We start from the raw sequence: 26,328 nt of genomic DNA on the forward strand, positions 1-26,328 counted from the left end.
TTATTCCTATCAATATTCAAGTATTGATTAATATATTCTATAAGTCATCAGGTTATATCCCATGCTTAACTAACTTAGTTCTTATCTAAATTGAACACATGCTATAACTAGAAGTACCAAAAAATTAATCTCTTGTTATTTTTGACTGGATATAAAGATTTTATTAGCTAACATTATTTAGAGAAGGATTTTTTTCAGATTTACTAAATAGCGGTTTAATAGCATATTACGATATGAAATGATCACATAAAGCTGTTAATCTGATTAGTATTACTGATTCTAATGATCTTCGTCGTAATCCAAGATGATTACTCTAATATAATACAATTAATCAATAAGGAGGTCTATGCAATGACAAGGGCAACAACTAAATCTGATTTGATAAATAATGCCAATGCAGAATTTACTAAACTATTGGCATTAATAAGTACTATGTCTGAAGAAGAACAAAACTCAGTGCTTAACTTCGATAATAACTTTCTTGAAAAACACAAAGAAGCACATTGGGTGCGAGATAAAAATCTACGTGATGTATTAATTCATCTATATGAATGGCATAGATTATTATTGAATTGGATTACCGCCAATCAGAATGGAGAATTAAAACCATTCATACCCAGCCCGTATAATTGGAAAACATACGGACAAATGAATGTTGATTTTTGGTTGTGTCATCAAAAAACATCGTATCAGCGGTCGAAAGACATGCTAAAACAAAGCCATTTTGATGTTATAACTCTCATCAATACATTCTCAGATAGTGAATTATTTACAAAAAAACATTTTTCATGGACAGGTACGTCCACTTTAGGAAGTTATTGCGTATCAGCAACATCAAGTCATTATATTTGGGCGATAAAAAAAATAAAAATTCATAGGAAACTTTATCAAGAAACAAAGTAGATACTACAATATTGTGGATATAAGTTATTAAAATTAGATTTATTTATGGTAATTACCCATAAAAATATAGATATTCATCAATAGAGCTTTTCTTATCATTTAAAACATTATTGATGCCCATTTTATATTACACAATGGTAGTCATCTTAATCAGTAAGAGTGATCACATCGTGGTGCAGCAGTGGTCGATCATTTTAACTTGAATATATTAATTCTTTATTTATTAACTAACAAAAAAATACCCAGCAAATTGCTGGGTAAAAACCGTGATTAGCCTGATGAGACGACAAACTAAATAATCTAATAAACCACAACTAGACTCTCTAACCTGCCAGTTGGTCTTTCGATCAACTTGGCTATATATTAATGATAATGATTATCAATTGCAATAAATATTTTAATATTTATTCCTATCAAAACTTAAGTAATGATTAATATACTCTATCAAACTGTGGATACTTTCTTCTTTATCCGTTTCTACTTTAACCGTTATAGATCTTTCATCCCCCATGATAGGTTCACGCCACTGCATTTGATTTTTAATCAGTTCTAATGTTGCGTCAGAAGGATCATTACCTTCTTGAATACGTACATATAAGTTTTTTTCTATTACTTCTAAAGGTGCCTCACACTCGATAATTAAGAAGGGAACACCAACCTCTTCCGCCACTAGCTTCGCTTTAGTTCGCTCAGTCTGTTTCAAATAGGCCGCATCTAAAATAACACCATATCCCGCTTGTAGACAGTTTTTAGCTAATTGATATAAGCGGTTATACGTTGCAATTGTTGCCTCAGCACTATAAAGTGCCTCTACCGTAGCCCCATCGCCTAACAAACGTTTACGCTCTCTATCACTACGTAAACGAATAGCACCAAAGTGTTCAACAACTTTTGAAGAAATATAACTTTTTCCAACCGCAGAAACCCCATTGGTTATTAGCAAATAGCGCAGAGGAAGCAATGTATAACGCTCAGCTAAATTAGCATAATTATAGTATTGTTTTAAAATGGCCTCTTTGACACCCTGATCTGTTGTTTGTCCCAGACTAAATAATGCAACTTTAGCACGTACCATAGCGCGGTATGCTTTATAGAAATTCATGAGCAATAATGATTGATAATCGCCCGTTTCTTCTAAATAGTTATTTAATAAACGATTAGCAAAGCCGTTTAATTTTCTATCTTCTAAGTCCATAATAAGGAAAGCAATATCTGCTGTTACGTCTGTAAATCGGAAAGGTTCATTGAACTCAATACAATCAAAGATAACCACTTTACTATCTAAAATAGCTGCATTATTTAAATGAATGTCACCATGGCACTCTCTAATGAAACCGTTTGCTTTACGCTCTACTAATATGGGCTTAAGTCTTTCATAACTGCTTTGTGCCCAAGCTTCCAGCTCCTCCAGTTGCTTATAGCCCGCCTTATCCGCAGGCAACATGGCACGTATTTGCTCAAAATTTTGCTTAACGGGTGCCATTACCGTTTCTGGAGAACCTAACTCGTTACTAGCAGCCACAACAGGTGTTGTAATATGGAATTCAGCTATTTGTTTAGATAACTGATCAATATGTCCAACGGTTAACTCGCCATTAGACTGCAAGTGACTTAATAATTGACTTTGTGGAAACTGACGCATTTTTAGCATATATTCAATAGGCTCACCATCACCACTAATCTTTGGTTCTGATAACGTTCCCGTAATAGGTAACACTTCTAAATAAATATCTTTTGTTAAACGCTGATTTAATCTTAACTCTTCTTGACAAAAAAACTGACGATCTGCCAATTGTGTAAAATTCAAAAAACCAAAGTCCATTGGCTTCTTAATTTTATAAGCATAAGCACCCGTTAAAATAACCCATGAAATATGGGTTTCAATCACTTGAAACTGCTCAACAGAATGATCATATAAAGACGGATTTTGTAAATGTTTAATGAGCTCAGCAGTCATAGTATTTCTCTTGATATTCAGTAGATATAATAAAAACAACTATACAATAAAAATGCCTTTTATAAGGCATTTTTTATTGCATCATTAACTACTATTGTTTTTTATACACAAAACTATGATTATTATCCTCTAAAGTTAGCTCATCACCTTTTAACTTAACAATTGCACCCTCTTTAAACATAACATTTAATGCATTTTCCATTGTTGCTTCTTTTTGACGAAAACATGCCATGCGTGTAGAGGCTAAACCATCGCTTTTTAATTGACCATTATTTAAGGTAGCTTGTCCAATAAATGTATTACAAAGGATACCATGTACTTTTAATACATCACTTCCTCCTTGTTCAAACTCTATGCCCATTGAAGTACTGACATCAGTAATAGCCTCTTGATCAAAACTAACCAAATGGTATTTCCCATATAAATCAGCTGTTGTAAGATTTGTAGACTTTGTCATTTGACACCCTACGATGAATGCGGCTATCGCGATGATTAAAACGATTTTCTTCACTTTTTCTCTCCCAATTACTAAATCTTTATAGTTTAGAGTATAGCAATCCATAAAAAAAATTATCAACCCTCTCATAGATTATGCATTTATTTTTGAAATTATCACTGTAAATTCTATCAAGAGTGCAGTACACTCTAGGGCTTTCTAGAATATTTTATGGAGTCGTGGCATGGCTGATGTTCAAAAGGTCGTCCTTGCTTATTCAGGTGGCTTGGATACGTCTGTAATCCTTAAATGGTTACAAGACACTTATCAATGTGAAGTAGTAACGTTTACTGCAGACTTAGGGCAAGGTGAAGAAGTAGAACCTGCTCGCGCCAAAGCAAAAGCATTAGGCGTAAAAGAAATCTACATTGAAGATTTACGCGAAGAGTTCGTTCGTGATTTCGTTTTCCCAATGTTTCGTGCTAATACCATCTATGAGGGTGAATACTTATTAGGTACTTCTATTGCACGCCCATTAATTGCTAAGCGTCTCATTGAAATTGCGAATGAAACCAATGCTGATGCGATCTCCCACGGTGCAACAGGTAAAGGTAATGATCAAGTTCGTTTTGAGCTCGGTGCTTACGCATTAAAACCAGGCGTAAAAGTGATTGCTCCTTGGCGCGAATGGGATCTCTTATCCCGTGAAAAGTTAATGGATTATGCTGAAAAACATAATATCCCTATTGAACGCCACGGTAAGAAAAAGTCACCTTACTCTATGGATGCTAATTTACTACACATCTCTTATGAGGGTGGAGTATTAGAAGATACTTGGGCAGAAAATGAAGAAGATATGTGGCGCTGGACAGTATCCCCAGAGAAAGCACCTGACACGCCAACCTATATCGAGTTAACCTATAAAAAAGGTGACATTGTAGCCATTAATGGTAAAAACATGTCTCCTGCAGAAGTTCTTACTGAACTTAATCGCGTTGGTGGTGCAAACGGTATCGGTCGCTTAGACATTGTTGAAAACCGTTATGTCGGCATGAAGTCACGTGGCTGTTATGAAACACCCGGCGGTACTATTATGCTACAAGGCCACAGAGCTATCGAGTCAATCACGTTAGACCGTGAAGTCGCTCACTTAAAAGATAGCATCATGCCACAATACGCTAGCCTAATTTATAATGGCTACTGGTGGAGCCCTGAGCGCATCATGCTACAACAAATGATTGATGAGTCACAAAATAATGTCAACGGTGTTGTTCGCTTAAAACTCTATAAAGGCAATGTTATGGTAATCGGCCGTAAGTCTGATGACTCCTTATTTGATGCTAATATAGCAACTTTTGAAGAAGACGGCGGCGCTTATAATCAAGCAGACGCGGCAGGCTTTATCAAACTGAATGCTCTCAGATTAAGAATAGCTGCACAAAAAGGCCGCAAACTAATTTAGTTTGCTTTATTAGTAGCAAGCAGTAGTTTCTCTTTGCTACTGCTTTTAATAATAAGAGATAAAACTGATGAGATTATTACACACCATGCTACGGGTTGGTGATTTAGATAAATCAATCACTTTTTATACCAACGTCCTTGGAATGAAACTTCTTCGCCGTAAAGACTACCCCGAGGGTAAATTTACATTAGCATTCGTTGGTTATGGCGACGAGAAAGATACCAGCGTTATTGAACTAACCTATAATTGGGATACAGACCATTATGATTTAGGCAATGGCTATGGTCATATTGCTATAGAGGTTGATGATGTTTACAAAGCTTGTGATACTATCCGAACCCATGGCGGTAAAATCACACGTGAGCCTGGCCCGATGAAACACGGTACAAGTATTCTCGCTTTTGTTGAAGATCCTGATGGCTACAAAATAGAATTACTATCGCCAGATCGTGGGGATTAAATAAACAACACCATAAAAACCCATCCCATCATGGGTTTTTATGATATATCAAAATCAAAATCAGCAATTTGTTTATTAAGGCGACGTTCCTCTAATATATTATCAATCACACGGCGCTTTGCTAAACTGTTTTTAACGCCATCCTTTTCTGCTTCTTCTGTATCATCTAGATCATCAGAAATAAAATCATCTTCTAAATCAATATCTTCTTTACTCATTATCATCACTCCAAAAATGGGGTACTTACGGCGCACCTTATATCCTGAAATTAAAATTTGGTAAAATTATTTTTTTTTATTGACTTAATAGAATTGATTAATAATTTAAATATCAGACGTCTTTTCTTGATACTCACACAAGTCTTCTATACAGCAACTACCACAACAAGGCTTTCTCGACTTACAAACATAACGCCCATGCAATATTAGCCAATGGTGTGCATCCACCAGATATTCTTTTGGAATTACCTTTACCAGCTTATTTTCAACCTCTAATACTGTTTTTCCCGTTGCAATATGGGTTCGATTACTCACTCTAAACACATGCGTATCTACAGCCATCACAGGCTGCCTAAAGGCTGTATTTAAAATAACATTGGCTGTTTTACGTCCCACACCCGGCAAAGCCTCTAAAGCCTCTCGAGTATTTGGAACAACACCCTTATATTTATCAATTAACTGCTGGCATGTTGCAATCACATTCTTAGCTTTACTATTATACAAGCCAATGGATTTTATATAATGGCTTAATCCATCGACACCTAGGGCCAAAATACTTTCGGGTGTATTCGCTATAGGATATAGTTTTTTAGTTGCTTTATTAACACTCACATCCGTTGCTTGAGCTGATAACATCACGGCAATCAACAACTCAAATGTTGATTGAAACTCCAACTCTGTCGTTGGGTGTGGATTATGTTCTTTTAGACGACGGAATATTTCTCGACGTTTGGCTGCATTCATAACAATCCTCTCTAATAAGGCATAAATTATAAATGCTATTCAAGGATATTCCTAATTATACTGCTATACTAACCACTTAACATCATTGATACCTCTTAATAAGCCCATGTCTATTTTATTAACTACACTTAATGCTCGCTTTGCCCATGCTTCCTTAGCTCTACGCTATCTCTACGCTAATATGCTCGAGCTACAAGGCCAAACATCCATTGTCGAATTCACCATTCAACAAAACGTAGAAGATATTTTAGAATGTATTATCCAACACGACCCGCGTATCGTTGGCTTCTCTGTTTATATTTGGAATATCGTTGAAACAACCCAACTCATACAAGAGCTCAAATTATTACGCCCTGATATCACTATCATTATTGGCGGCCCAGAAGTTTCTTATGAATACGAAGATACCGCCATTTATAATGCTGCGGATTATCTGATCGAAGGTTGGGGGGAAATTAGTTTTTATCAACTGTGCCACCAACTAATCAATAAACAAATCATTACCCAAAAGGCCATTACAGGTATACAACCGGAGCTAGAAAACATTACGTTACCCTATCGTTACTACACAGACCACGATATTAAACACCGTACGGTTTATATAGAAGCCTCTCGCGGCTGTCCTTTTAAATGTGAATTTTGCTTATCAAGCTTAGATAAGACAGCATGGAGCTTTCCTTTAGACTCTTTTCTCGCTGAAATGGATCTGCTCTATCAACGTGGCTTAAGGCAATTCAAATTTATTGATCGAACCTTTAACTTAAAAAAAGAATTCACCACACGAATTCTTGAGTTTTTCTTGAATAAAATTGCTAACCACCCAAAAGAGCCCTTATTTCTACACTTTGAGTTAGTACCCGACCATCTACCTGACGAATTGAAAGCACTTATCCTATTATTTCCTGATGGTAGTTTACAATTTGAAATTGGTATTCAGACACTAAACCCTGAGACACAAGTATTAATCTCACGAAAGACAAACATAAAAAAAGCCCAAGAAAATATCCGTTGGCTCTCAACTAAAACAACTGTCCACTTACACGTTGACTTAATTGCAGGCTTACCTGCTGAGACCTTAAACGACTTTGCAAACGGTTTTAATGAATTATGGTCATGGCAACCTCAAGAAATCCAATTGGGCATCTTAAAACGGCTAAAAGGCACCCCCATTATTCGCCATACCGAAGCTTTCCAATACAAATATAGCCATATTCCCCCTTATTCTGTATTAGAAAATAAGACAATGTCATTTAGCACCTTAAACCATATTAAACGGATTGCTAAATTTTGGGATTTAATCGCTAATTCTGGTCGCTTCAAGCACACATTGCCTTTATTGCTTAATCAGGATGCATTTGCTGCTATTTCTGAATTTACGACATGGTCTTTTCCCAAAGTGAATCAAACCCATGGTATTGCTTTTGACAAACTATTTGCCCTTGTTTTTGACTATTTACAAAATTATACAGAGCACACTCTCTCCATTATTCAACAAGCTATGCAACAGGATTTTATACGCATAGGTACCCATGGCTGGCCCAAATTTCTTGGGACTCCTCCTGATAATTGGAAAGAACAACTCATCAATAAAACCAAACAAAAATCATTACCTAAGCGGCAACAACAACATACTAGCTAATAACCATACCTTAAACGCAGCGCTTCTGGGTAAGGATTGAAATAACTTTGCTGTGCGAGGTACTCATCAGGATACTCGGCTAAATAGTGTTTTAAGAGCGTGATCGGTGCCAATAATGGTTGGACCCCTTGCCGATAAAGTGCTATTAACTGTGTTAACTCTTCTTTTTGCCTTAGTGTTAACTTCTTCTTAAAGTAGCCCTGTATGTGCATTAATGTGTTGGTATGGTTAGTTTTAGTTGCACAACACGCCAGTAATGACATGAACTGATTACGATAAGCGATAAAATAATCTTCTAATGAACCCCAGTCTGCAATATTAGCTACAAACAAACCAAGCTCCCGATATTTTGGCTGCGAATGAGCCAATAGTGTATATTTATAACGGCTATGAAATCCTATTAACTTTGCTCTCGTTAGTCCACTTTCTCGTAATACATTTAATTCATGCAAAGCAAAAACACGCTCAATAAAATTTTCCTTAAGTGCAGCATCATTTAACCGACCATTTTCTTCAACAGGTAACCAAGGCATCATTTCTAGCAACTGCTTAGTAAATAGACCAACACCATTACTTTGAAATCCTTCATTTCTCTCATTATAAATTTTTATGCGCTCCATTCCGCAACTAGGTGATTTAGCGCAAACGATATAACCACACAGATGCTCTAAAGAGGCAACTTTCTGTTTAGCAAACTCCTCCATTCTTTTGGTTAAGTCTTCACCATTATCCTCAGAGAAACGTAGCTCAACTTTATTTTCCAGCTGCACTAGTCGTATTGTTGGACGCGGCGTACCTAAACCAATAGCCATTTCAGGGCATATCATTTGAAAATCGATATAACGTGCCAACTCATCCACAGCAAAATCTAAACGTTTATTTCCACCGTTATAACGAACGTTTTCTCCCATAAGACAACTGCTAATACCAACAAGAATTTTTTTAATCATGAGTTATTTCACTAATTATCAAATAATAATTATTATACGTTGCACTTACTGAAAATCATAGGATATTAATCATATCAACGTTTATATTAATCATAGTCTTATGTCTAGTATTCAAAAGTGAAATTACATCTTATAAATATATATCATGATAACGAACTATTTATTAAGAGGGCAAATGCATGACCAGTACTTTTGAAATAAAAAAAGCACATGGTGCAAAGTTTTTTTTTCAACTCAAAATAGCAGAGGATAAAGTCATTTTGACCAGCGAACTATATAAACAAAAAGCCTCATCACAAAATGGCATTACCTCCGTGCAAAAAAATAGTTATGACAGCTCAAAATACAGTCGCTTAAGGCGTAAAAATGGCAAACTTTATTTCACTTTAAAAGCAGCTAACTACCAAGTGATAGGAACAAGTGAGTTGTACAATACAGAAGAAGAGAGAGAAGAAGGCATTAAATTAATTATGAAATATGGGTCAACTACAACCATTAAAGACTTAACTAAAGAGTAATAAATAAAGGCTAGGCGTTTTCATTGCTGATTACCTAACCTTTATAACTGATTAATTATTTCGCAAAGGGATTTTTGTGATCATACGAATTAATATAGATTTTATCAGATACTAAATAGTCGTAAATGTCATCTACAATATCTACACCCTCTTTGTCGGTACGACCTTCTTCAATGCCTGAATTTTGTCCTGGATAAAGTACTTGTTTAAAGCCAGGTGCAGGTTTGATTGCGTTTAACTCAGCCATTGTTTGAGAGATAGCCTCTAAGAATTTCTCTTTATCTCCAAAGAATGCAGGGTTAATGACAATGTGTAAATGTCCTAAATCTCTACCTTTACTCAAATCAGCATACATAGAACTAACAGATTTACCAAAAGGAACACCAAGCAATACACCAGATAAGATATCAACCATCATCATAAGACCATAGCCTTTTGGCCCTGCGATAGGGAGTAGGGCGCGCACTGCAAAAGGATCAGTGGTAGCTGCACCATTCTCATCAACAGCCCATGTATCAGGAATGGGTTCTTTGTGTGAACGCTTATCTAAAATCTTACCCCAAGCTTGTACAGTTGTTGCCATATCGAAGGTAATCATATCATCCTTACCCTTTCCTGGTGCAGAGAAGGCAATAGGATTGGTACCATAATAAACCTCGGCACCGCCAAAAGGGACAACCATAGGGTCAGATTGACAAAGAGAAATGCCGATTAATCCTTCTTTTGCCGCCATTTGTGTAAAATATGAAATCGCACCACTGTGGCTTATTCTACGAACGCCAACAACAGCAACACCTGATTCCTTTGCCATTTCAATGGCTTTTTCCATGCCGATCTTAGCAATAGGCATACCTGGGCCATTGTCACCATCAATAACTAAAGAACAAGGACCCGTCTTGTTTACATCTAGCTTATAATCTACAGTGATACCACCTTTTGAAATTCTTTCCGAATAGTATTCTACACGAACAGAACCGTGCGAATGTATGCCTCGCCCTTCTGCAAACACTAAAACATCTGACATAACATCAGCATCCTTCTTATGAAGACCTGCCAGTTGTAATTTGTTAGATATTAGTGTGTGAAGCTCTGCTTTACTAAGATTCATATTTCTCTATCCTTTTAATAAAATAAAAAGTAATCGGACTCATTGTAGCGACTTTTTTTATCACAAACACAAGACTTTAATCAACCTTCTTCCACAATATTAATTTATTAGGTAAGTTTTTAATACATTATCAAAATTTTTTTAATAGTTATAATTAAATTACCTAAATTTTTCTAAAAACGGCCGTTTTTGATACCTATCAATTTAATGTTAGTGCCACTATTTGTATATTTGTTATAGAGTAATAAAACAAAATTCGGTAAAAGCTCTTTTTTAAACTCAAGAAAGATGGAATAAACATAAAGTAGTATTGTGTCCTTCCGTTCACTTAATTAAGGATATTGTTATGATCCATGCATTTATAAAAAAGGGAAGCTTCCAAGACTCTGTCAGTCTTATGATTGTTTCTCGAAAACTAAGCGAACTACCTGATGTAGAAGATGTTTCCGTTATGATGGGAACACCTGCCAACAAGACCCTGCTTAAAACAACAGGCTTTTGGCATGATATGTTCGATGAAGCTACCCCTAATGATATTTGTGTTTCTGCTAAAGCTGAACAAGCTGATAAATCTGTTATTGAAACAGTAGCAGCTGCACTTGAAGAAGCCCTAGAAGACATTGCCAAAGGCCAAAAAACAGGTAGTCAATTGACCACTGTTCATAGCTGGCGTACAGCGATGAAGAAAAATCCAAACGCTAACATGTTATTAATCTCAATTGCTGGTGAGTATGCTGCCGAGCTAGCAGACCAAGGGCTTGATAGTAATTGTAATGTTATGTTATTCTCTGATAACGTTAGCGTGGCAGATGAAGTAGCGTTAAAGAAGAAAGCACAGTCAAAAGGCTTAATTGTTATGGGTCCAGACTGTGGTACAGCAAGCATTGCTGGTGCACCACTTGCTTTTGCTAACATTACTCCAGAAGGTTCAATTGGTATTATTGGTGCATCAGGTACTGGTATTCAAGAAATTACTTCTCAAGTTGCTTTACATCATCAAGGCATTACTCATGCAATCGGTTTAGGTGGTCGTGATTTAACTGAAGGCGTCGGTGGAATTAGCGCCCTAACCGCTATCGAAATGCTTGCTGCAGATGAAAAAACACGCGTTATCGCTTTTGTTTCTAAACCACCTGCACCAGCAGTAAGAGAAAAAGTTATTCAAGCAATGAAGCGCCATAATAAGCCTATTGTTGCTTTATTCTTAGGCACTAAACCAGAACAGCCTAAAGAAGGTAATATTTATTTTACTCGTACACTTGATGAAACAGCTCGTATTGCAGCAGCATTAGCTGATATTGAAGATGCAAAAATAACAGCACCTAAAGTAGCAGGTAAGAAAATTATCGGTCTTTATGCAGGTGGTACCTTAGCTTCTGAATGTGCGATGCTACTTTCTGAAGAAATCAACGTTCCAACAGATAAAGAACATGCCCAAGGTATTATGCTAAATGCCGAAGGTCATAAAGTTATTGATATGGGTGATGACTTCTATACACAAGGCAAACCACACCCAATGATTGACCCATCTGTCCGTAATAAATTTATTACTGACCTCTCTAAACAACCAGATATTGGTGTATTAGCTGTAGACGTTGTTATTGGTTATGGTGCAACAAATGACCCTGCAACCTCTTTAGCAGATGCAGTCAAAGTATTACGTGAAAAGCGTACAGACGCAAACCCTATTGCTGTATTAGCGACCATTACTGGGACAGAAGAAGATCCTCAAGGTCGTTCAAAACAAATGCAAATATTAGTAGATGCTGGAATTATTGTAATGAACTCATTACCTGAGCTTGTTCAATTAGCGGGACAACTTATTAAGCCACACCCTGAAGAGGTTAAAGCAACGCCTGCCAAATTATTAGAAGGTATCTCTGTTATCAATGCTGGTTTACGCAGCTTTGCCGATGACTTACAAGCTAACTCTGTTCCTGTTATCCAATACCAATGGTCACCTATTGCTGGCGGTAATCAGAAACTAGCTAATATTTTAAAGAAATTAATATAAGGAACTTTGATATGTACAAGACTATAGAAGAAGCAAATGAAGCGATTGTTGAAAGAATTATTGCATCTCGCCCACACTGGATCGATGTCTGCTTAGCAAAAGAAGTTGTTGCGCCTTTAAAAGAAGGTAAAAAACTACTTCATGCTGGTCCTCCTAATACTTGGGATAAAATGAGTGGTCCAGTTCGCGGTGCATGTATTGGTGCTGCTTTATTTGAAGGTTGGGCAAAAGACGAGAAAGAAGCAACAAAAATGCTTGAGTCTGGTCAAGTTGAATTCATCCCTTGTCACAATGTAAAAGCTGTAGGACCTATGGGTGGAATCACTTCTGCAAACATGCCAATGGTTGTAGTTAAAGACCAAACTCACGGTAACTATGCTTACTGTAATATGAACGAAGGTATCGGTAAAGTAATGCGTTTTGGTGCTTACGGTCCGGAAGTACAAGAACGTTTACACTGGATGCACGACAGCCTAGCACCTACACTAAAAGCAGCATTAGCTACGTTAGAAAAAGGTATCGACTTAACAGCAGTAATGGGACAAGCGATTACAATGGGTGATGAATTCCACCAACGTAATATTGCTGCTTCATCCTTATTATTACGCCAACTTGCTCCAATCTTAGTTGGTTTAGATATCAATAAAGCTGAACTACAAAAAGTAACTCAATTCTTAAGTGTTACTGACCAGTTCTTCTTAAACCTTGCAATGGCACACTGTAAAGCAGCCATGGATGCAGGCGCTGAAATTAAACAAGGAACAATTGTTACTGTTATGACACGTAATGGTGATCAGTTTGGTATTAAAATCAGTGGTATGGGTGATGAATGGTTTACTGCACCTGTTAACACTCCACAAGGTTTATTCTTCTCTGGATTCAGCCAAGCTGATGCTAACCCAGACGTAGGAGACAGTGCGATCACAGAAACCTATGGTGTTGGTGGTACTGCAATGGTTGCTGCGCCAGGTGTAACTCGCTTTGTGGGTGCCTCAGGTGGTATGGAAGCGGCTCGTCGTATTTCTGACGAAATGTCTGAAATTTATTTAGCTCATCACATGATGCTACAAATTCCTACATGGGACTTCCAAGGCTCTTGCATTGGCTTAGATGCTCGTCGTGTAGTAGAAACAGGTATCACACCTACAATCAACACAGGTATCGCACATAAAGATGCAGGTGTAGGTCAAATCGGTGCCGGTACTGTAAAAGCACCTTTAGCTTGTTTCGAAAAAGCAATCGTAGCGTTAGCTGATAAACTTGGAATAAAAGAGTAATAAAATACTCTTATGCGGTGCAGTGTATGATAATTGAAGCATTAGAAACCAGTTGCCACATTACAAATTTGACGAGTCAACTTAGCTGTAATGGCATCTACAATAATGCAATCAATTTTCTTAATCAATCTCAACAATTGATTACACTGCACCGCCAAGGAAAAGGGTTAAGCCCTATGGGGTGGGTATTAGCAAATAACGATTTCAACTTCGTTGCGCAACATACCCAGCTCAACTCAATGATGAGTTGCCATGAAGGTCAACTCACCATACAGCCTTCAATCAATGTAGTCTGTCAATATCATACAAATCTGACAGTTCCTCCTGCACCATTTGATCACTTCAAAGTACTAGAAAAATTATTATTAGTGTTACCAAAAACCACGTTAACGGGACTTTATGGTGCCTTATGCAATTATCAACAAACTATTCTGCTTGAAGACAATTGCGAACTAATAGAAACATTTAGCCAGTGGCTTAATGGTGAACAAATTAACTGGGAAAACTATATTGGCAAAGGACCTGGACTTACACCTAGTTCTGATGACATGTTAACAGGCATGTTATTTGTTGCTTATGCTTGTTACAAAGAAAAAATACAGTCTCTTGTACCTTTTTTTAAGGGGACACCTGATCTTTCTCTATTAACAACGAGTGTTAGCAAAAATTATTTGTATTATGCCTCTCAAAGTATTTTTTCTTCTTATCTAATCAAATTAGCCAATCAATTAGCCAATAATGAGGTGAGTTTACATACACTATTTGAGTTATTAGATGTAGGTCATCACTCAGGAGCAGATACGTTGCTAGGCATAATACTTGGCTGTCATGCAATCAAAAACTCATATTGTGCTTAAACTCACTTTATTGATTGATTGTTACTTTATTGTTTATAAATCTATTTAGGAATTCATTATGAAAACATTAGTTATTGCCTTAGGTGGGAATGCATTATTACAGCGCAAAGAAGCGTTAACGGCTGAAAACCAATATAAAAATATTGCGATACTAGCAGAAATGATTATTAAGCTAGCTAAAAACTACCGTATCGTATTGGTTCATGGCAATGGCCCTCAAGTAGGTTTATTATCTCTTCAAAATGAAGCCTATAAAGAAGTTCCTTCCTATCCATTAGATATTCTAGTGGCTGAAAGCCAAGCAATGATCGGCTATATGATCACTCAAAAAATCAATGAGCTTGATCCGGCACAACGTATTACTACTATCTTAACGCGTATGGAAGTTGATCTAAACGATCCAGATTTTAAAAACCCAAGTAAATTTATTGGCCCTGTTTATGATGAGGCTCAAAAAAATGCTTTACAAAAAGAACAGCCACACTGGCAGTTCAAAAAAGATGGAGAGTTCTATCGTCGTGTTGTTCCATCTCCAAGACCTCACAAACTTATTGAAAGACAATCTGTTAATGTTCTACTTGATGCCCAACACATTGTGATCTGTGGTGGTGGCGGCGGTATCCCTGTAAACAAAGATAACAATACTATCAAAGGTATTGAAGCGGTTATTGATAAAGATTTAACTGCATCACTTATTGCACAACAACTTGGTGCCGAAAACTTTGTTATACTTACAGATGCCGATGCTGTTTATACTGGTTGGGGTACTCCAGAACAAAAAGCAATTGAAAAAGCAACAACAGAAGAACTAGCTCCTATGGGTGTTTCTGACGGATCTATGGGACCAAAAGTTATGGCTGTTTGTGATTTCGTTAATAACACTGGCCATAATGCTTATATTGGTGCATTAAAAAATATCAATGATATTATGGACGGGAAATCAGGTACATTAATTTACAAAAAATAGTTTCAGAGGAATTTATGGGCAATACCAACAATTTACAAAAACAAGAACTTATACCTTATTGGATTAAGCTGACTGCTATTTTCTTTCTTGGTTGGATAGCACTTTACGCAACGCGTAGTATTATCTCACCACTGAAAGGAAACCTAGAAAGTGCTTATAGCCTAACCAATGCTGAGATAGGTTCAATCATGAGTTTATTCTATTTAGGATATACTCTCTTGAATGCACCTTCAGGTCTTATTGGTGATATTTTAGGTAAAAAACTCGTTCTAGTTACTGGGGTGATAGGGTTTGGTGCTTTTACAATCATCTCCGGCACCATGTCAACTTATACCATGTTCATGTTTATGTGGATACTGGTTGGTATTTTCCAAGGTTTTTTCTATGGTCCACAATATGGTCTCTCTTCAGAGGCCATTCCAAAGAAACACTTAACACTTGGTAGTGCCATTATTAATAGTGGAATGGCGTTTGGTCTATCATTTGGTTATTTTATCTCAACCTCATCACTTGAAAATGGTTATAACTGGCATACACCTTTTTATATTATTGGTGTTATTACCATCATTATCGGCTTATTAATGTGGTGGATTATTAAATCTCGCCCTAGCACAACCAATGGTACAACTGCGAATACGCCTAAAGAAAAAATTAGTTTTAAACAGCTTTTCTGTAATCGCAATATTAACATGTGTTATATCATTATTTTCTCTGTGATGTTTGGATTCTTTGTGTTAGTTACTTGGTTACCTGCCTATTTAGAAGAAGCCAGAGGAATCAAAGGAAATAACATAGCGACTATCGCTTCATTAGTGCCTTGGTTTGCAATCCCTGGATCATTATTCTTCAGTTGGGTATGTGATCGATTAGGCTCTCAAAAACCTGTTCTATTAGTTATGTTGCCTATTTCACTCGTTGCCGTATTAGCCGTACCTTTAAGTAGTTCTATTACTGTTTTAGTTATAGCACTCATCACCTATGGCCTAGTAGGGAAAATCAGTACCAACCCTGTACTTGTTGCAATTGTCGCCAATAGTGCTCCCTCCAATACTCTGAGTACTTCATTTGGTGTTTATAATTGTTTAGGGATGATTGGTTCTATTTTAGCACCTGTTGTTACTGGCTTAATCAAAGATACAACCGGTAGCTATGACCTAAGCTTTTACGTCGCAGCGGCATTGATTGGTGTTGGAATGATTGCTACTTTAATGATTAAACAAGATGCCAAAACGGCTTAACTTATAATAAAAAGGGTAATCGAATAAATTCGATTACCCTTTTTATTATACCTTGTGCAAACTAACTTACCGCATTCAAAAAATACTTAACGGCAGGGTTCTCTGACTTAAATAAATTAATTAAATAGTCGACTACAGGTCCCTTTCTACTCTCATTCCATGCTAATGATAAAGGTGATCCATGCCTAGCTCTATAAACCTTTTTAGGGATTAATCGTCCCGAGTCAATATAGGGTTGGCATAAATTTTTTGGTAAAAACCCGACACCAACACCATTTAAATGACATTCTAATTTAGTGTGTAAATCGGGCACCTTAATCTCATGTTGCCTTGTCAATAACCATGCTGTACGCTTAGGTAGATGGTGCGCAGTATCATCAACATTAATCGCTGGATAAGGTCGTAACTGATCCTCACGCAATACACCATCAACACTAGCCAATGGATGATGAGGTGAAACAACAAAAATCCAATTGATATCGCCTAAAAAATGAACACTAATATCATTAACAAGAGACTCAACGCCGGTGACACCAATTGCAAAATGATAGTCCTCACTAATCATCGCATCCCATACCCCCATGTATACATGCCGTGAAATATGAAAATGGGTAAATGGAAATTTTGCTGACAAGCTAACCAATAAATTTGCAACAGCTGTACTGTCATACAACAAATTATTAATCACGATATTTACATTTTGTTCAACACCAGAACAAACTTGCTGTAACTCTTCAGGAATAGTATCTACCCAATCTTTTAATTGCTGATAACGAGTAAATAGATACTCTCCTGCCGGTGTTAACTCTATACTGCGGGTACTTCGATTAAACAATAGGACACCAACGTTTTCCTCAAGCAGTTTAATTCGATAACTAATAGCAGCTGATGTTCTATGAAGCACTTTAGCCGCACGCGAAAAACTCTTACATTCCGCAACGGTAATAAAAGTGCGTATCATTTCATAATCTAACATTTTATCCCTCTACGCGGTAGCAACTCTAAATATTTAACTATAAAAAAATCTAGAAATACAAATTTCTCCGTACATTACGCCCAAAGATTACCTATAAACCATAACGAGTTATTATTTCCTGATGCTCATCAATAGATACTCCAACTTCCTCTGCTAAGCGAAGCCAGTGTACGGGGTGTACCCAATCCGCCGTTACTTCTTCTAAGAGTTGGTGAATCTCGGCAGAAGACACGCTTTTAGGTGCTGTAATTGAGAAAAATACTGCTGGAAGAGGAGTTTCGTCTAAATCAAATTGATCCGTCACTTGATAATTTTGATTACTATTAACCCAAATCCGCCAACCCTTAGCATCAATGATGTCCTCAAAAGCTTTGAACATTTCTTCTCCTGGATAAACACCATCAACAAACCATGTTCGTCCAAAATTACCTTGTTTTAGCGTTTTCACCATACGATAAAGAGGAATAAAATACTTACGCTCCTCCTCATCTTCTGGTACAGGAGCCAGCTGTGCTGCATCAAAAACCACTTTATCATCTACACGCTGTTGCTTTGATGGATGAGCTGGTTCTTTAATCACTGCGGTCACAGGACCTGTGCATCTTGCTAAATATTCTATTTTTTCATTTTCCTCAACAACTTCAACACGTATCCAGCCCCAATCCTCATTAATAACGCCCCCTGTTGACTCAAGTGTTATTTCTAACTGTTTAGCTATGCTTCGTGCTAAAAACCAATTTTGGTTAGCACAACTATAGGTTAATAAATCCCATACATCCGATGTCGAGTCATCTGTTATTTTATCAACAATAATCTGCTGCCATTTTTCAGCTTCTGCAAAGTTATCTTCTTGCACAGCAATAGCTACCAATACACGAGGAGCCCCCAAGTAACTCGGTACTATTTCATACATTTCTAAACAGCGTTGCTTAGCTTCATCGTAATTGCTTTGGTGATACGCTTGCTGAATACGACACCACAATGCAATCGTAGGTTGTGTATCAGTATAATAATTAGCCAATCGCTCAAGCTCTGCTAATTTATTCCCTCTAATCAATAAACCTAATAATTGATAGGCTAAATCAGATTCTTGCTCATGATTATTTTCAATATATCGCCATAACAACGCTTCGGCCTCTTTCGTTGCCGAACAGGCTTGTAACGCTGAGACTGTAATATCAATTAATTGTTCATCATTCGGACGCTCTTCAACAGCAAGCATTAAAAGCTCAAGCTCTTGCTCAGGATTACGTCCAGCTTCTTCATTTTGACTTGCTTGGTCGTTTAGCCATGCCAATAGCGCTTCGGCTGGTACAGGTAATGAAGCCTGTGCAGAATGGTGTTCAACTTCTGTTGATAGTGCTGCCAATAGCTTATCCGCTCCCAAAGGTGCTCTTAATTTAGGTAACGCTTCATGGGCAATGACTAAAGCTTTTTTTGCTGTCCACACACTTCCACGAGCCAATGCAAGTTTGATCTGTACCTCGGCCACTTCGATACAACGACGATGTGCGCCAACCTCAACAAAATGTGTTAATACAGCCTGTATTGCACTACCTAATGACCATGTGTTCTTTTCAGGCTCTTTATTCAATAAGGCATTAACTGTACGTACCCAGCTCAAGTAATAACGAGGGGCTACATCATTCCAAGCAGGCAATATTTCCCAAGACTCATCCACACGGCCTAATAAAGCTAACGTATGTGCTTTTAAAATATGTCTATCTTGTTTACTGACAGGCCAATCATAGCCATCAACTTCTGCTTCACACTTTTCAAGAATAGCTAATGCTTTTTCAGGTTGGTTTAATCTCAATAAAGCATGTACTTCGAAGGTACGTATAGCTTCACTCACCTCTTCACCAAACGTTGTAATCTTTTCACCCTGAGCTTTTAAATAATCGAGTGCTTCTTCGGGTTTTCCTTCATCCAATAAGGCATCGGCATACTCACAAGATAAGCAATGAAAGCAACTCCAAGAAGGATCAATTCGCTCAAAAGTCTCATTACAAACAGCTTTACGCTCTTCAACCCAAGCGGGGCCATCAATATTAGCATAACAGGCAGATAAATCTTGTGTTACACAAACCGTTTGTGGGCAAGTAATAGTTTCATCACGATGCGCGAACTCAAATAAGGAAACAACCTCTGCTAAAACAGACTCTCCTTCCGATTTGTTACCAATACGATTACGCATCTCCCAATGGCGGAAAAAAACCTCAAGCCAAGGATTTTTCAAACTGCGACTTAAAGCAATGGCCTCAGGGATTAAAGCCTCCGCCTTACCAATATTCATTTCCAAAATTTCAGTTGTCAGCTGCTCTATAAGTTTACTCGCATGCTCATGACCTGCTTCTTCTAAATCATTCTCTAGGCGAAAAACCCAATCCCAAATATCCATGTCATATTCCTATCATGAAAGTTTCAATATAATCTGTACTGCTTGAGTAAAATCAATCAATGCCTGATTTAAATTGAGTGCTTGATTTTGATTATCACGCCCCGACATTATGATTTTCAAAGACTTCAATAGTTTAACGGCACCCTCTACTTGTGGATTACTCGCATGAAAAGCTTGTAATAACTCGATGATAGCCTGATTATTCAAATTAATGTATAACTTTACCATCGAAGTTTTTGTAATTTGTGCTGTAAATTGACGTGCTAAGCGCAAAGCTGCTTGAGATATCTTTTTATCGGTCTCATCTTCTTCAAGGCGCTTTTTAAGTTCAGCTTCACGGTCAATAACGACAACAAAAGGAAGTTCTATTGGCATAAATCGTGCAATGACAATATCCTCTCCATCGGCTAATACCTTGGTTAACCATTCCATATCATTAGCGGGCAAGTCTGCTAGCGAAAATAGATGCTGATTACCTTTCTCTGTTCCTAATTCAATAAGCTTATATTTCTTTGCGAGCGTATAACGGCGTAAAAATGGAACGACCGCATACCGATCACCTAAAGCAACTGGAACCTGTAACGCACGAAATAGCGTATCTTCAAAGCCACCATGACTACCCAACATAACATGGATAGTGTGACTAGATACCAATGCTTGTGCGGTTAAATCGCCTTGAGAAGTTGGAATCTTTATCGTATCCATCAATAATTGAAACAAGCGCTCATCGCACAATGAAGCTCCTAATAATGCTTCGTTATGACGCTTTAAAATTCGCCGCCAAACCTCAGGTTGTTTAGCAGCAATGGTTGCTAGACCATTAATTAACGACTCATTAAGTGCATGCTGAACAGCATAATAATTAGCATCTTTTTGCAAATCTTCCCGACTAGCCGTTGGTATTAAGCGGTTAGATTCAATAACCCCACCAATAAAACCAGCCCACGAAGGTAACAAATCACGCGCATCATCATCTAATAACATACCACGTAAAAAAATAGATAAATTTCTATTATCACTCGTACCATAAGTCGCACCGTCCTGAACCCACAGCATACCAATGACATCTGTTTGCTCATCAGGGATCACGGGAAAAGTACAAATAGGCTCAAAGTTTTGTTCAAATCGTGCTGCAAAACTTAAGCATTGGCGTTGCTCTTGTAATGGATGAACAACTACATCTTCACGCTTTTTACGCCAAGGCGGTGATTCTGGGTTAATAGCCTCTTTTGCATCATTAATATAAATAGGTTCGTTTAGTAATATACAATAACGACCTAAAATTTTATTGAGCGACTCTTGAGTACTTAGAAAAAGAAACTCATCTTTTAAATCTAAAATAATCTCAGTGCCCACGACATGCCTTGGTTCACTCTCTGTTACTGTATACTGCTCGGCATTTGCTGAACGATAGCACCACGTTTGCCCAGTAGACTGATAAGATGTTGTAATAAGTGTTACTTGTTTAGCCAACACGAAAGCAGATAAAAAACCTAAACCAAACATCCCTATTAAGCCTGTTTCATCATCCTTCTGACGAAGCTGTCTCGTATAGCCAACGCCAACAGTAGCTAAAAAAGTATGTATCTCATACTCTGTCAATCCTGCGCCCGTATCGATGATTCTAACTTGCTTATTCTGTCGATCACCAATCACCGTAATCCGCCCTTTATCCAACCAACTAGGTTGTTCAATTCGGCGACGCACAATAGAATCATGTGCATTTTGCACGAGCTCTCTTAAAGCAACCATGGGGGTTGAATAGAGGTGTTTACTTAATACTTGCATCAACCCATTAAGATCAACACCTGCTACACAAACTTTTGATTCTATCGTAGTGACTTTACTCATCGTAATCTACTAACCTTTTTTGCTAACGTCTGATTTAGACACAACACTTAAACCTTTTAATAATGAAATCGCTTGGCTTAATTGATAATCTTTAATTTGTAAATTATCAGCGTCATTAGTATTCGAAGTCATACCTTTTTTAGCATTATTAAGATGGTTTTGTAAATCAGCCTCCCTTACTTCAAAGCCAGGTTTAGCTTGTGACACAGTAGCTTGTGAAACGACAATATCGGGCTCAATACCTAATGCTTGTATTGAGCGCCCCTTGGGGGTGTAATAAAGTGCAGTCGTCAGTTTCAACGCTTCTTTTTTATTAACTGGCAATATTGTTTGTACAGACCCTTTACCAAAACTTCTAGTTCCCATAATCACGGCACGATTTAAGTCTTGCAATGCACCAGCGACTATTTCAGAGGCAGAGGCACTGCCGTTATTCACTAGTACAACCAACGGAACTCCATTGCTAGGATCACCAATATTGGTATAAAAATGTAATTCAGAATTAGGAAGTCGCCCTTTAGTGTAAACAACAAGCCCTTTGTCAACAAACTGATCAACCGTATCGATTGCAGCTTGTAATACACCACCAGGATTATCTCTTAAATCCAGCACAACTCCTTTTAAAGACCCTTTATTTTGTTTAACAAGTTCCGATAATGCCTTATTAACTTCTTTCCCTGTATTGGTTTGAAATTGTGAGATTCTGATATAGCCATAGCCCTTTTCTACCAACTGGGCTTTGACACTCTTCATTTGTATTTTGGCACGTGTTAATGTCACAACAAAAGGCTTTTTTGTGCCTCGAACAAGTGTCAAATCGATTTTTTCACCAACTTTACCTTGCATACTGATGGATGCATCATTCAGTGACATATCTTTTGTTGGGGTATCATTAATTTTGACAATAAGATCACCTGACTGAATGCCTGCATTCGTTGCAGGAGAGTCATCAATGGGAGCAACTATTTTGATAAAGCCCTCACTTTGCTCTATTTCTATTCCCAACCCACCAAACTGGCCTGTCGCCATTTCTTCTAAATTATTGTACATCTTATTATCTAAATAAGCTGAATGAGGGTCTAAGTTACTCACCATACCCTTGATGGCATTGTTCATTAATGTCTTATCATCTATCGGTTCAACATAGGCCGATTTAATTCGCTCAAATACCTCGACAAATGTTCGTAACTCATCAAGTGGTAACGTTGCCGCTTGGTCACCATTTTTCGAGTCCAACGCCGTTTGAGCAAGCACTGCTTGGCCTGAAAATGAACATAATATAGAACAGAACATCAAAGATATAATACGTTGTTTTATTAGCATACCTATTCCAAAATAAAATCTATACGCGATCAGCGACACCACAAGGTAGGGTCAACTGTTTGACCTTGCTTTCTAATAGAAAAATACAAAGCGACCTCATTACTACCACCACTGTTACCAGCCGTTGCTATACTTTCACCCGCTTTCACTGTAGTGCCAACTTTTTTTAATAATGATTGATTGTGCCCATAGAGACTGTAATAACCTTGACCATGGTCGATGATAATTAACCAACCTGTACCTCTAAGCCAATCAGAATATACAATGCGCCCTTCATGAATAGCTTTTACTGTCGCCCCTCGGTTAGCGGCAATCAGTACGCCATCCCATTTGCTACGTTCATCGCCCCCACGCGTTGAGCCATAGCTAGCAATAATCTTACCACTCAAAGGCCATGATAATTTACCTTTGGCCTTTGCAAAACTACCTGAATACCCAAGATTATTAGCAACAACGACTCTATTTTGATTTTTATTAGCGTTAGCAGTGGATGGTAATTGTGTTAACGATCGTTCTCTGGCCTGTCTTTCTAATGTAGAATCGATCGCCCTTAACAGTTTATTTAACTCTGCCTGATCTTTTTCTCGTTGAGCTAAACGATCACCTTTATCAGTAATTTGCTTATTAAGACTGGCTAAAACAAGACGGTATTTTTTTCGAAGTGCCGCTAACTGGTTGTGTTGCGTTTGTAGCTCTTCATTTTGAGAGTCTAATTGAGCACGATACTGTTGCATTTCAATTTCAATATCTTTTAACTGTTTAATCGTCTCTTTAAACTCGCTTAGCTGTACTAACCGTGCTTGGCTTAAATAATCATAATAAACCAACATTCTAGATACCTTTTCAGGCTCTTGCTGGTTTAATAATAACTTTAAATACTCTTGTTGCCCACCTTCATAGGCAGCCTTTGCTTGAGTAGCAAAAATTTGCTCTTGCTCTGTGCGCTTTAATTCTGTTTTTTGTTGCTCTTCAGTTAACCAAGCTAATTTTGATACTGTTTCAGCCTGTTCTTTTTTTAATGTTGCTATTTTTTTTTCAAGATTAGCAATATCTGTTTCCGTCTTACGTAGCTCTTTTTGTGAAGCGCCGCGTTGTACTTTTAATTGAGACAATACTTTTTCTAGCTCAACAACCTCTTGCTTCGCCATTTCTATTTGATGCAACGTATCGCGCCGCTCATCTGCGATAACTAGCGGAGAAGCAATAAAAACAGAAAAAAGAAGTAGCCCAAAAAAACGTTGCATATTAATGAAAGATAGCCTCAAAAAAAGAATATTTTAACAGTTAGTATAAAGCGACTAAAGTAGATGCAGACAATAAAAAATGCTTTACCCGCTCTTTAATTTAACTACTCGAAAACAACGAGACTCTTACCAGACATTTCTTCAGGTATCGTCATCCCTAACAAATTAAGCATGGTGGGTGCCACATCGGCTAATACACCATTTTGTCTAATATGTAGCTTACGCTCACCGACATAAATAAAAGGAACAAGTTCACACGTATGAGCTGTATGAGCCTGTCCTGTCTCATCATCCTGCATTTTTTCAACATTACCATGGTCTGCTGTAATCAATGCCTCGCCACCGACATCTTTCAATGCATTGATAATACGCCCTAAGCAATGATCTAAGGTTTCTACCGCTTTTACAGCAGCACTAAATATGCCTGTATGACCCACCATGTCACCATTGGCATAATTAACCACAATGACATCATATCGTTTTTGCTCTATTGCTTCTACGATTTTATCCGTCACCTCATGAGCACTCATTTCTGGTTTTAAGTCATAGGTTGGGACCTTAGGTGAAGGGATTAAAATACGATCCTCCCCGTCATAAGGCTCTTCACGCCCACCTGAGAAAAAGAAAGTAACATGAGCATACTTTTCTGTTTCTGCTATACGTAGCTGCTTTTTACCTTGTTTAGCCAAATACTCACCCAAGCCATTCTTCAAACTACTTGGTGGGAAAGCACAGCTGGTTTCAATCGTTGCTGCATACTGCGTTAACATCACAAAACCTGCTAAGTCAGGAACGCGTGATCTTACAAAACCATTAAAATCTTTCTCAACAAAAGCACGTGTTAACTGACGTGCACGATCCGCTCGAAAGTTCATAAAAATAACAGCATCGCCATCCTCAACAGGGGCTATATCACCGATACGGGTTGCTTTTACAAACTCATCACTCTCTCCACGTTCATACGCAGCTTGTAGAGCTGATACTGCATCTTCAGTAATATAATCTGCCTTATGATCAACAATTAAATCATAAGCAGCTTGTACACGCTCCCAACGGTTATCCCGGTCCATCGCATAATAGCGGCCAATCATAGTCGCAATACGTCCTTTTCCTAGCTTGGCTAAGCAATCATTTAACTTAATGATAGAGCTCTCAGCACTTTTAGGGGGTGTATCGCGACCATCTAAAAAAGCATGTACGTAGATATGTTCAGCACCTTGCTTAACCGCCATTTCAACCATTTTTAAAATATGGTCTTCATGGCTATGCACTCCACCCGCTGAAAGCAAGCCCATGATATGAATGGCTTTATGTTTGGTTATCGCTTGATCTATTACATGGCACAACACAGTGTTCTTAAAAAACTCACCGGTTTCAATAGCTTTGGTGATGCGTGTTAAATCTTGATAAACTACACGCCCAGCACCAAGATTCATATGCCCTACTTCTGAATTACCCATCTGCCCATCAGGCAACCCTACATCTAAACCAGAGCCAGAAATAAACCCATGAGGCATAGTCGCTAATAAATTATTATAATTAGGCGTATTTGCTGCCAAAATAGCGTTATATTTAGTCTCTTCTCGATGACCAAATCCATCAAGAATAACTAAAACTAGAGGCGTTGTAGACTTAGACATAAATAGATTCTCTAATTAACATCATTAAAAGAACCATAGTTTAACTCAAGATCATGGCAAATGGTGCATAATACTTGATAGATGTTATAAATTCTTATAATAAATAAACACTATTAACACAGCTTAATAATTTTTATTTGCACTT

General features: G+C 37.6%; 22 protein-coding genes. 10 read left to right on the forward strand and 12 right to left on the reverse strand.

Annotated features, from left to right (window positions below; genetic code table 11):
- Nucleotides 1-351: 351 nt before the first annotated feature.
- On the forward strand, nt 352-903 hold the full coding sequence (locus DM558_RS11865; RefSeq protein WP_127164194.1) for a ClbS/DfsB family four-helix bundle protein: 552 nt from the start codon (nt 352-354) through the stop codon (nt 901-903).
- A 397-nt stretch (nt 904-1,300) separates the two neighbouring features.
- Here DM558_RS11865 and DM558_RS11870 read toward each other — a convergent pair whose 3' ends face one another.
- On the reverse strand, nt 1,301-2,860 hold the full coding sequence (locus tag DM558_RS11870; protein ID WP_127164195.1) for a bifunctional aminoglycoside phosphotransferase/ATP-binding protein: 1,560 nt from the start codon (nt 2,858-2,860) through the stop codon (nt 1,301-1,303).
- Nucleotides 2,861-2,951: 91 nt separating this feature from the next.
- Nucleotides 2,952-3,371 carry an META domain-containing protein gene (locus tag DM558_RS11875; protein ID WP_164731456.1) on the reverse strand — a complete coding sequence of 140 codons (420 nt, stop codon included), beginning with the start codon at nt 3,369-3,371 and terminating at the stop codon, nt 2,952-2,954.
- Nucleotides 3,372-3,540: 169 nt separating this feature from the next.
- Here DM558_RS11875 and DM558_RS11880 point away from each other — a divergent pair, with 169 nt between their 5' ends.
- Nucleotides 3,541-4,758, forward strand: coding sequence for an argininosuccinate synthase (locus tag DM558_RS11880; protein ID WP_127164197.1), 1,218 nt, complete (start codon nt 3,541-3,543; stop codon nt 4,756-4,758).
- Between the two features lie 67 nt (nt 4,759-4,825).
- Nucleotides 4,826-5,218: a lactoylglutathione lyase gene (gene gloA / locus DM558_RS11885; RefSeq protein WP_127164198.1), complete on the forward strand. Its 393-nt coding sequence runs from the start codon at nt 4,826-4,828 to the stop codon at nt 5,216-5,218.
- A 38-nt stretch (nt 5,219-5,256) separates the two neighbouring features.
- On the opposite strand, the gene DM558_RS11890 is transcribed toward gloA, so the two are convergent.
- Nucleotides 5,257-5,436 carry a PA3496 family putative envelope integrity protein gene (locus DM558_RS11890; RefSeq protein ID WP_407644291.1) on the reverse strand — a complete coding sequence of 60 codons (180 nt, stop codon included), beginning with the start codon at nt 5,434-5,436 and terminating at the stop codon, nt 5,257-5,259.
- A 105-nt stretch (nt 5,437-5,541) separates the two neighbouring features.
- The gene (gene nth, locus DM558_RS11895; RefSeq protein ID WP_127164199.1) at nt 5,542-6,180 is read right to left on the reverse strand and encodes an endonuclease III; all 639 of its coding nucleotides are present in this window, start codon (nt 6,178-6,180) and stop codon (nt 5,542-5,544) included.
- A gap of 106 nt (nt 6,181-6,286) precedes the next feature.
- On the opposite strand from nth, the gene DM558_RS11900 reads away from it, so the two are divergent.
- Nucleotides 6,287-7,819: a B12-binding domain-containing radical SAM protein gene (locus tag DM558_RS11900; RefSeq protein ID WP_127164200.1), complete on the forward strand. Its 1,533-nt coding sequence runs from the start codon at nt 6,287-6,289 to the stop codon at nt 7,817-7,819.
- Here DM558_RS11900 and DM558_RS11905 read toward each other — a convergent pair.
- The gene (locus DM558_RS11905; protein WP_127164201.1) at nt 7,816-8,769 is read right to left on the reverse strand and encodes a DUF523 and DUF1722 domain-containing protein; all 954 of its coding nucleotides are present in this window, start codon (nt 8,767-8,769) and stop codon (nt 7,816-7,818) included. The two genes, DM558_RS11900 and DM558_RS11905, sit on opposite strands and share 4 nt — an antisense overlap.
- A 179-nt stretch (nt 8,770-8,948) precedes the next feature.
- On the opposite strand from DM558_RS11905, the gene DM558_RS11910 reads away from it, so the two are divergent.
- The gene (locus DM558_RS11910; protein ID WP_127164202.1) at nt 8,949-9,287 is read left to right on the forward strand and encodes a YegP family protein; all 339 of its coding nucleotides are present in this window, start codon (nt 8,949-8,951) and stop codon (nt 9,285-9,287) included.
- 55 nt (nt 9,288-9,342) lie between these two features.
- Here DM558_RS11910 and allD read toward each other — a convergent pair whose 3' ends face one another.
- Complete coding sequence (gene allD, locus DM558_RS11915) at nt 9,343-10,395, reverse strand: ureidoglycolate dehydrogenase (RefSeq protein ID WP_127164203.1); 1,053 nt, start codon at nt 10,393-10,395, stop codon at nt 9,343-9,345.
- Nucleotides 10,396-10,741: 346 nt separating this feature from the next.
- Here allD and DM558_RS11920 point away from each other — a divergent pair, with 346 nt between their 5' ends.
- Genes DM558_RS11920 through DM558_RS11940 form a run of 5 tightly spaced genes read left to right on the forward strand, consistent with a single transcriptional unit; the run spans nt 10,742 to nt 16,748 of the window.
- Nucleotides 10,742-12,409 (forward strand): acyl-CoA synthetase FdrA, encoded by a 1,668-nt coding sequence (locus DM558_RS11920; RefSeq protein ID WP_127164204.1) that lies wholly within the window; start codon nt 10,742-10,744, stop codon nt 12,407-12,409.
- 11 nt (nt 12,410-12,420) lie between these two features.
- Nucleotides 12,421-13,686 (forward strand): YlbE family protein, encoded by a 1,266-nt coding sequence (locus DM558_RS11925; protein ID WP_127164205.1) that lies wholly within the window; start codon nt 12,421-12,423, stop codon nt 13,684-13,686.
- Between the two features lie 26 nt (nt 13,687-13,712).
- Nucleotides 13,713-14,543 (forward strand): DUF2877 domain-containing protein, encoded by an 831-nt coding sequence (locus DM558_RS11930; RefSeq protein ID WP_127164206.1) that lies wholly within the window; start codon nt 13,713-13,715, stop codon nt 14,541-14,543.
- Nucleotides 14,544-14,601: 58 nt separating this feature from the next.
- Entirely contained in the window at nt 14,602-15,510 is a 909-nt protein-coding gene (locus DM558_RS11935) for a carbamate kinase (RefSeq protein WP_109701502.1), read from the forward strand.
- Between the two features lie 14 nt (nt 15,511-15,524).
- Nucleotides 15,525-16,748: an MFS transporter gene (locus tag DM558_RS11940; RefSeq protein WP_127164207.1), complete on the forward strand. Its 1,224-nt coding sequence runs from the start codon at nt 15,525-15,527 to the stop codon at nt 16,746-16,748.
- A 61-nt stretch (nt 16,749-16,809) separates the two neighbouring features.
- Here DM558_RS11940 and allS read toward each other — a convergent pair whose 3' ends face one another.
- From allS to gpmI, 6 genes are all read right to left on the reverse strand, one after another.
- Nucleotides 16,810-17,724, reverse strand: coding sequence for an HTH-type transcriptional activator AllS (gene allS, locus DM558_RS11945; protein WP_127164208.1), 915 nt, complete (start codon nt 17,722-17,724; stop codon nt 16,810-16,812).
- A 91-nt stretch (nt 17,725-17,815) separates the two neighbouring features.
- On the reverse strand, nt 17,816-20,125 hold the full coding sequence (locus DM558_RS11950) for a tetratricopeptide repeat protein (RefSeq protein ID WP_127164209.1): 2,310 nt from the start codon (nt 20,123-20,125) through the stop codon (nt 17,816-17,818).
- A gap of 12 nt (nt 20,126-20,137) precedes the next feature.
- On the reverse strand, nt 20,138-21,976 hold the full coding sequence (locus DM558_RS11955; protein WP_127164210.1) for an ATP-binding protein: 1,839 nt from the start codon (nt 21,974-21,976) through the stop codon (nt 20,138-20,140).
- Between the two features lie 9 nt (nt 21,977-21,985).
- Nucleotides 21,986-23,299, reverse strand: a complete 1,314-nt coding sequence (locus DM558_RS11960) for a S41 family peptidase (protein WP_127164211.1) — start codon at nt 23,297-23,299, stop codon at nt 21,986-21,988.
- Between the two features lie 29 nt (nt 23,300-23,328).
- Nucleotides 23,329-24,543, reverse strand: a complete 1,215-nt coding sequence (locus DM558_RS11965; RefSeq protein WP_127164212.1) for a murein hydrolase activator EnvC family protein — start codon at nt 24,541-24,543, stop codon at nt 23,329-23,331.
- Nucleotides 24,544-24,647: 104 nt separating this feature from the next.
- On the reverse strand, nt 24,648-26,183 hold the full coding sequence (gene gpmI / locus DM558_RS11970) for a 2,3-bisphosphoglycerate-independent phosphoglycerate mutase (RefSeq protein ID WP_127164213.1): 1,536 nt from the start codon (nt 26,181-26,183) through the stop codon (nt 24,648-24,650).
- Nucleotides 26,184-26,328: the final 145 nt, after the last annotated feature.

The organism is Entomomonas moraniae (genome assembly GCF_003991975.1).
GTDB lineage: Bacteria > Pseudomonadota > Gammaproteobacteria > Pseudomonadales > Pseudomonadaceae > Entomomonas > Entomomonas moraniae.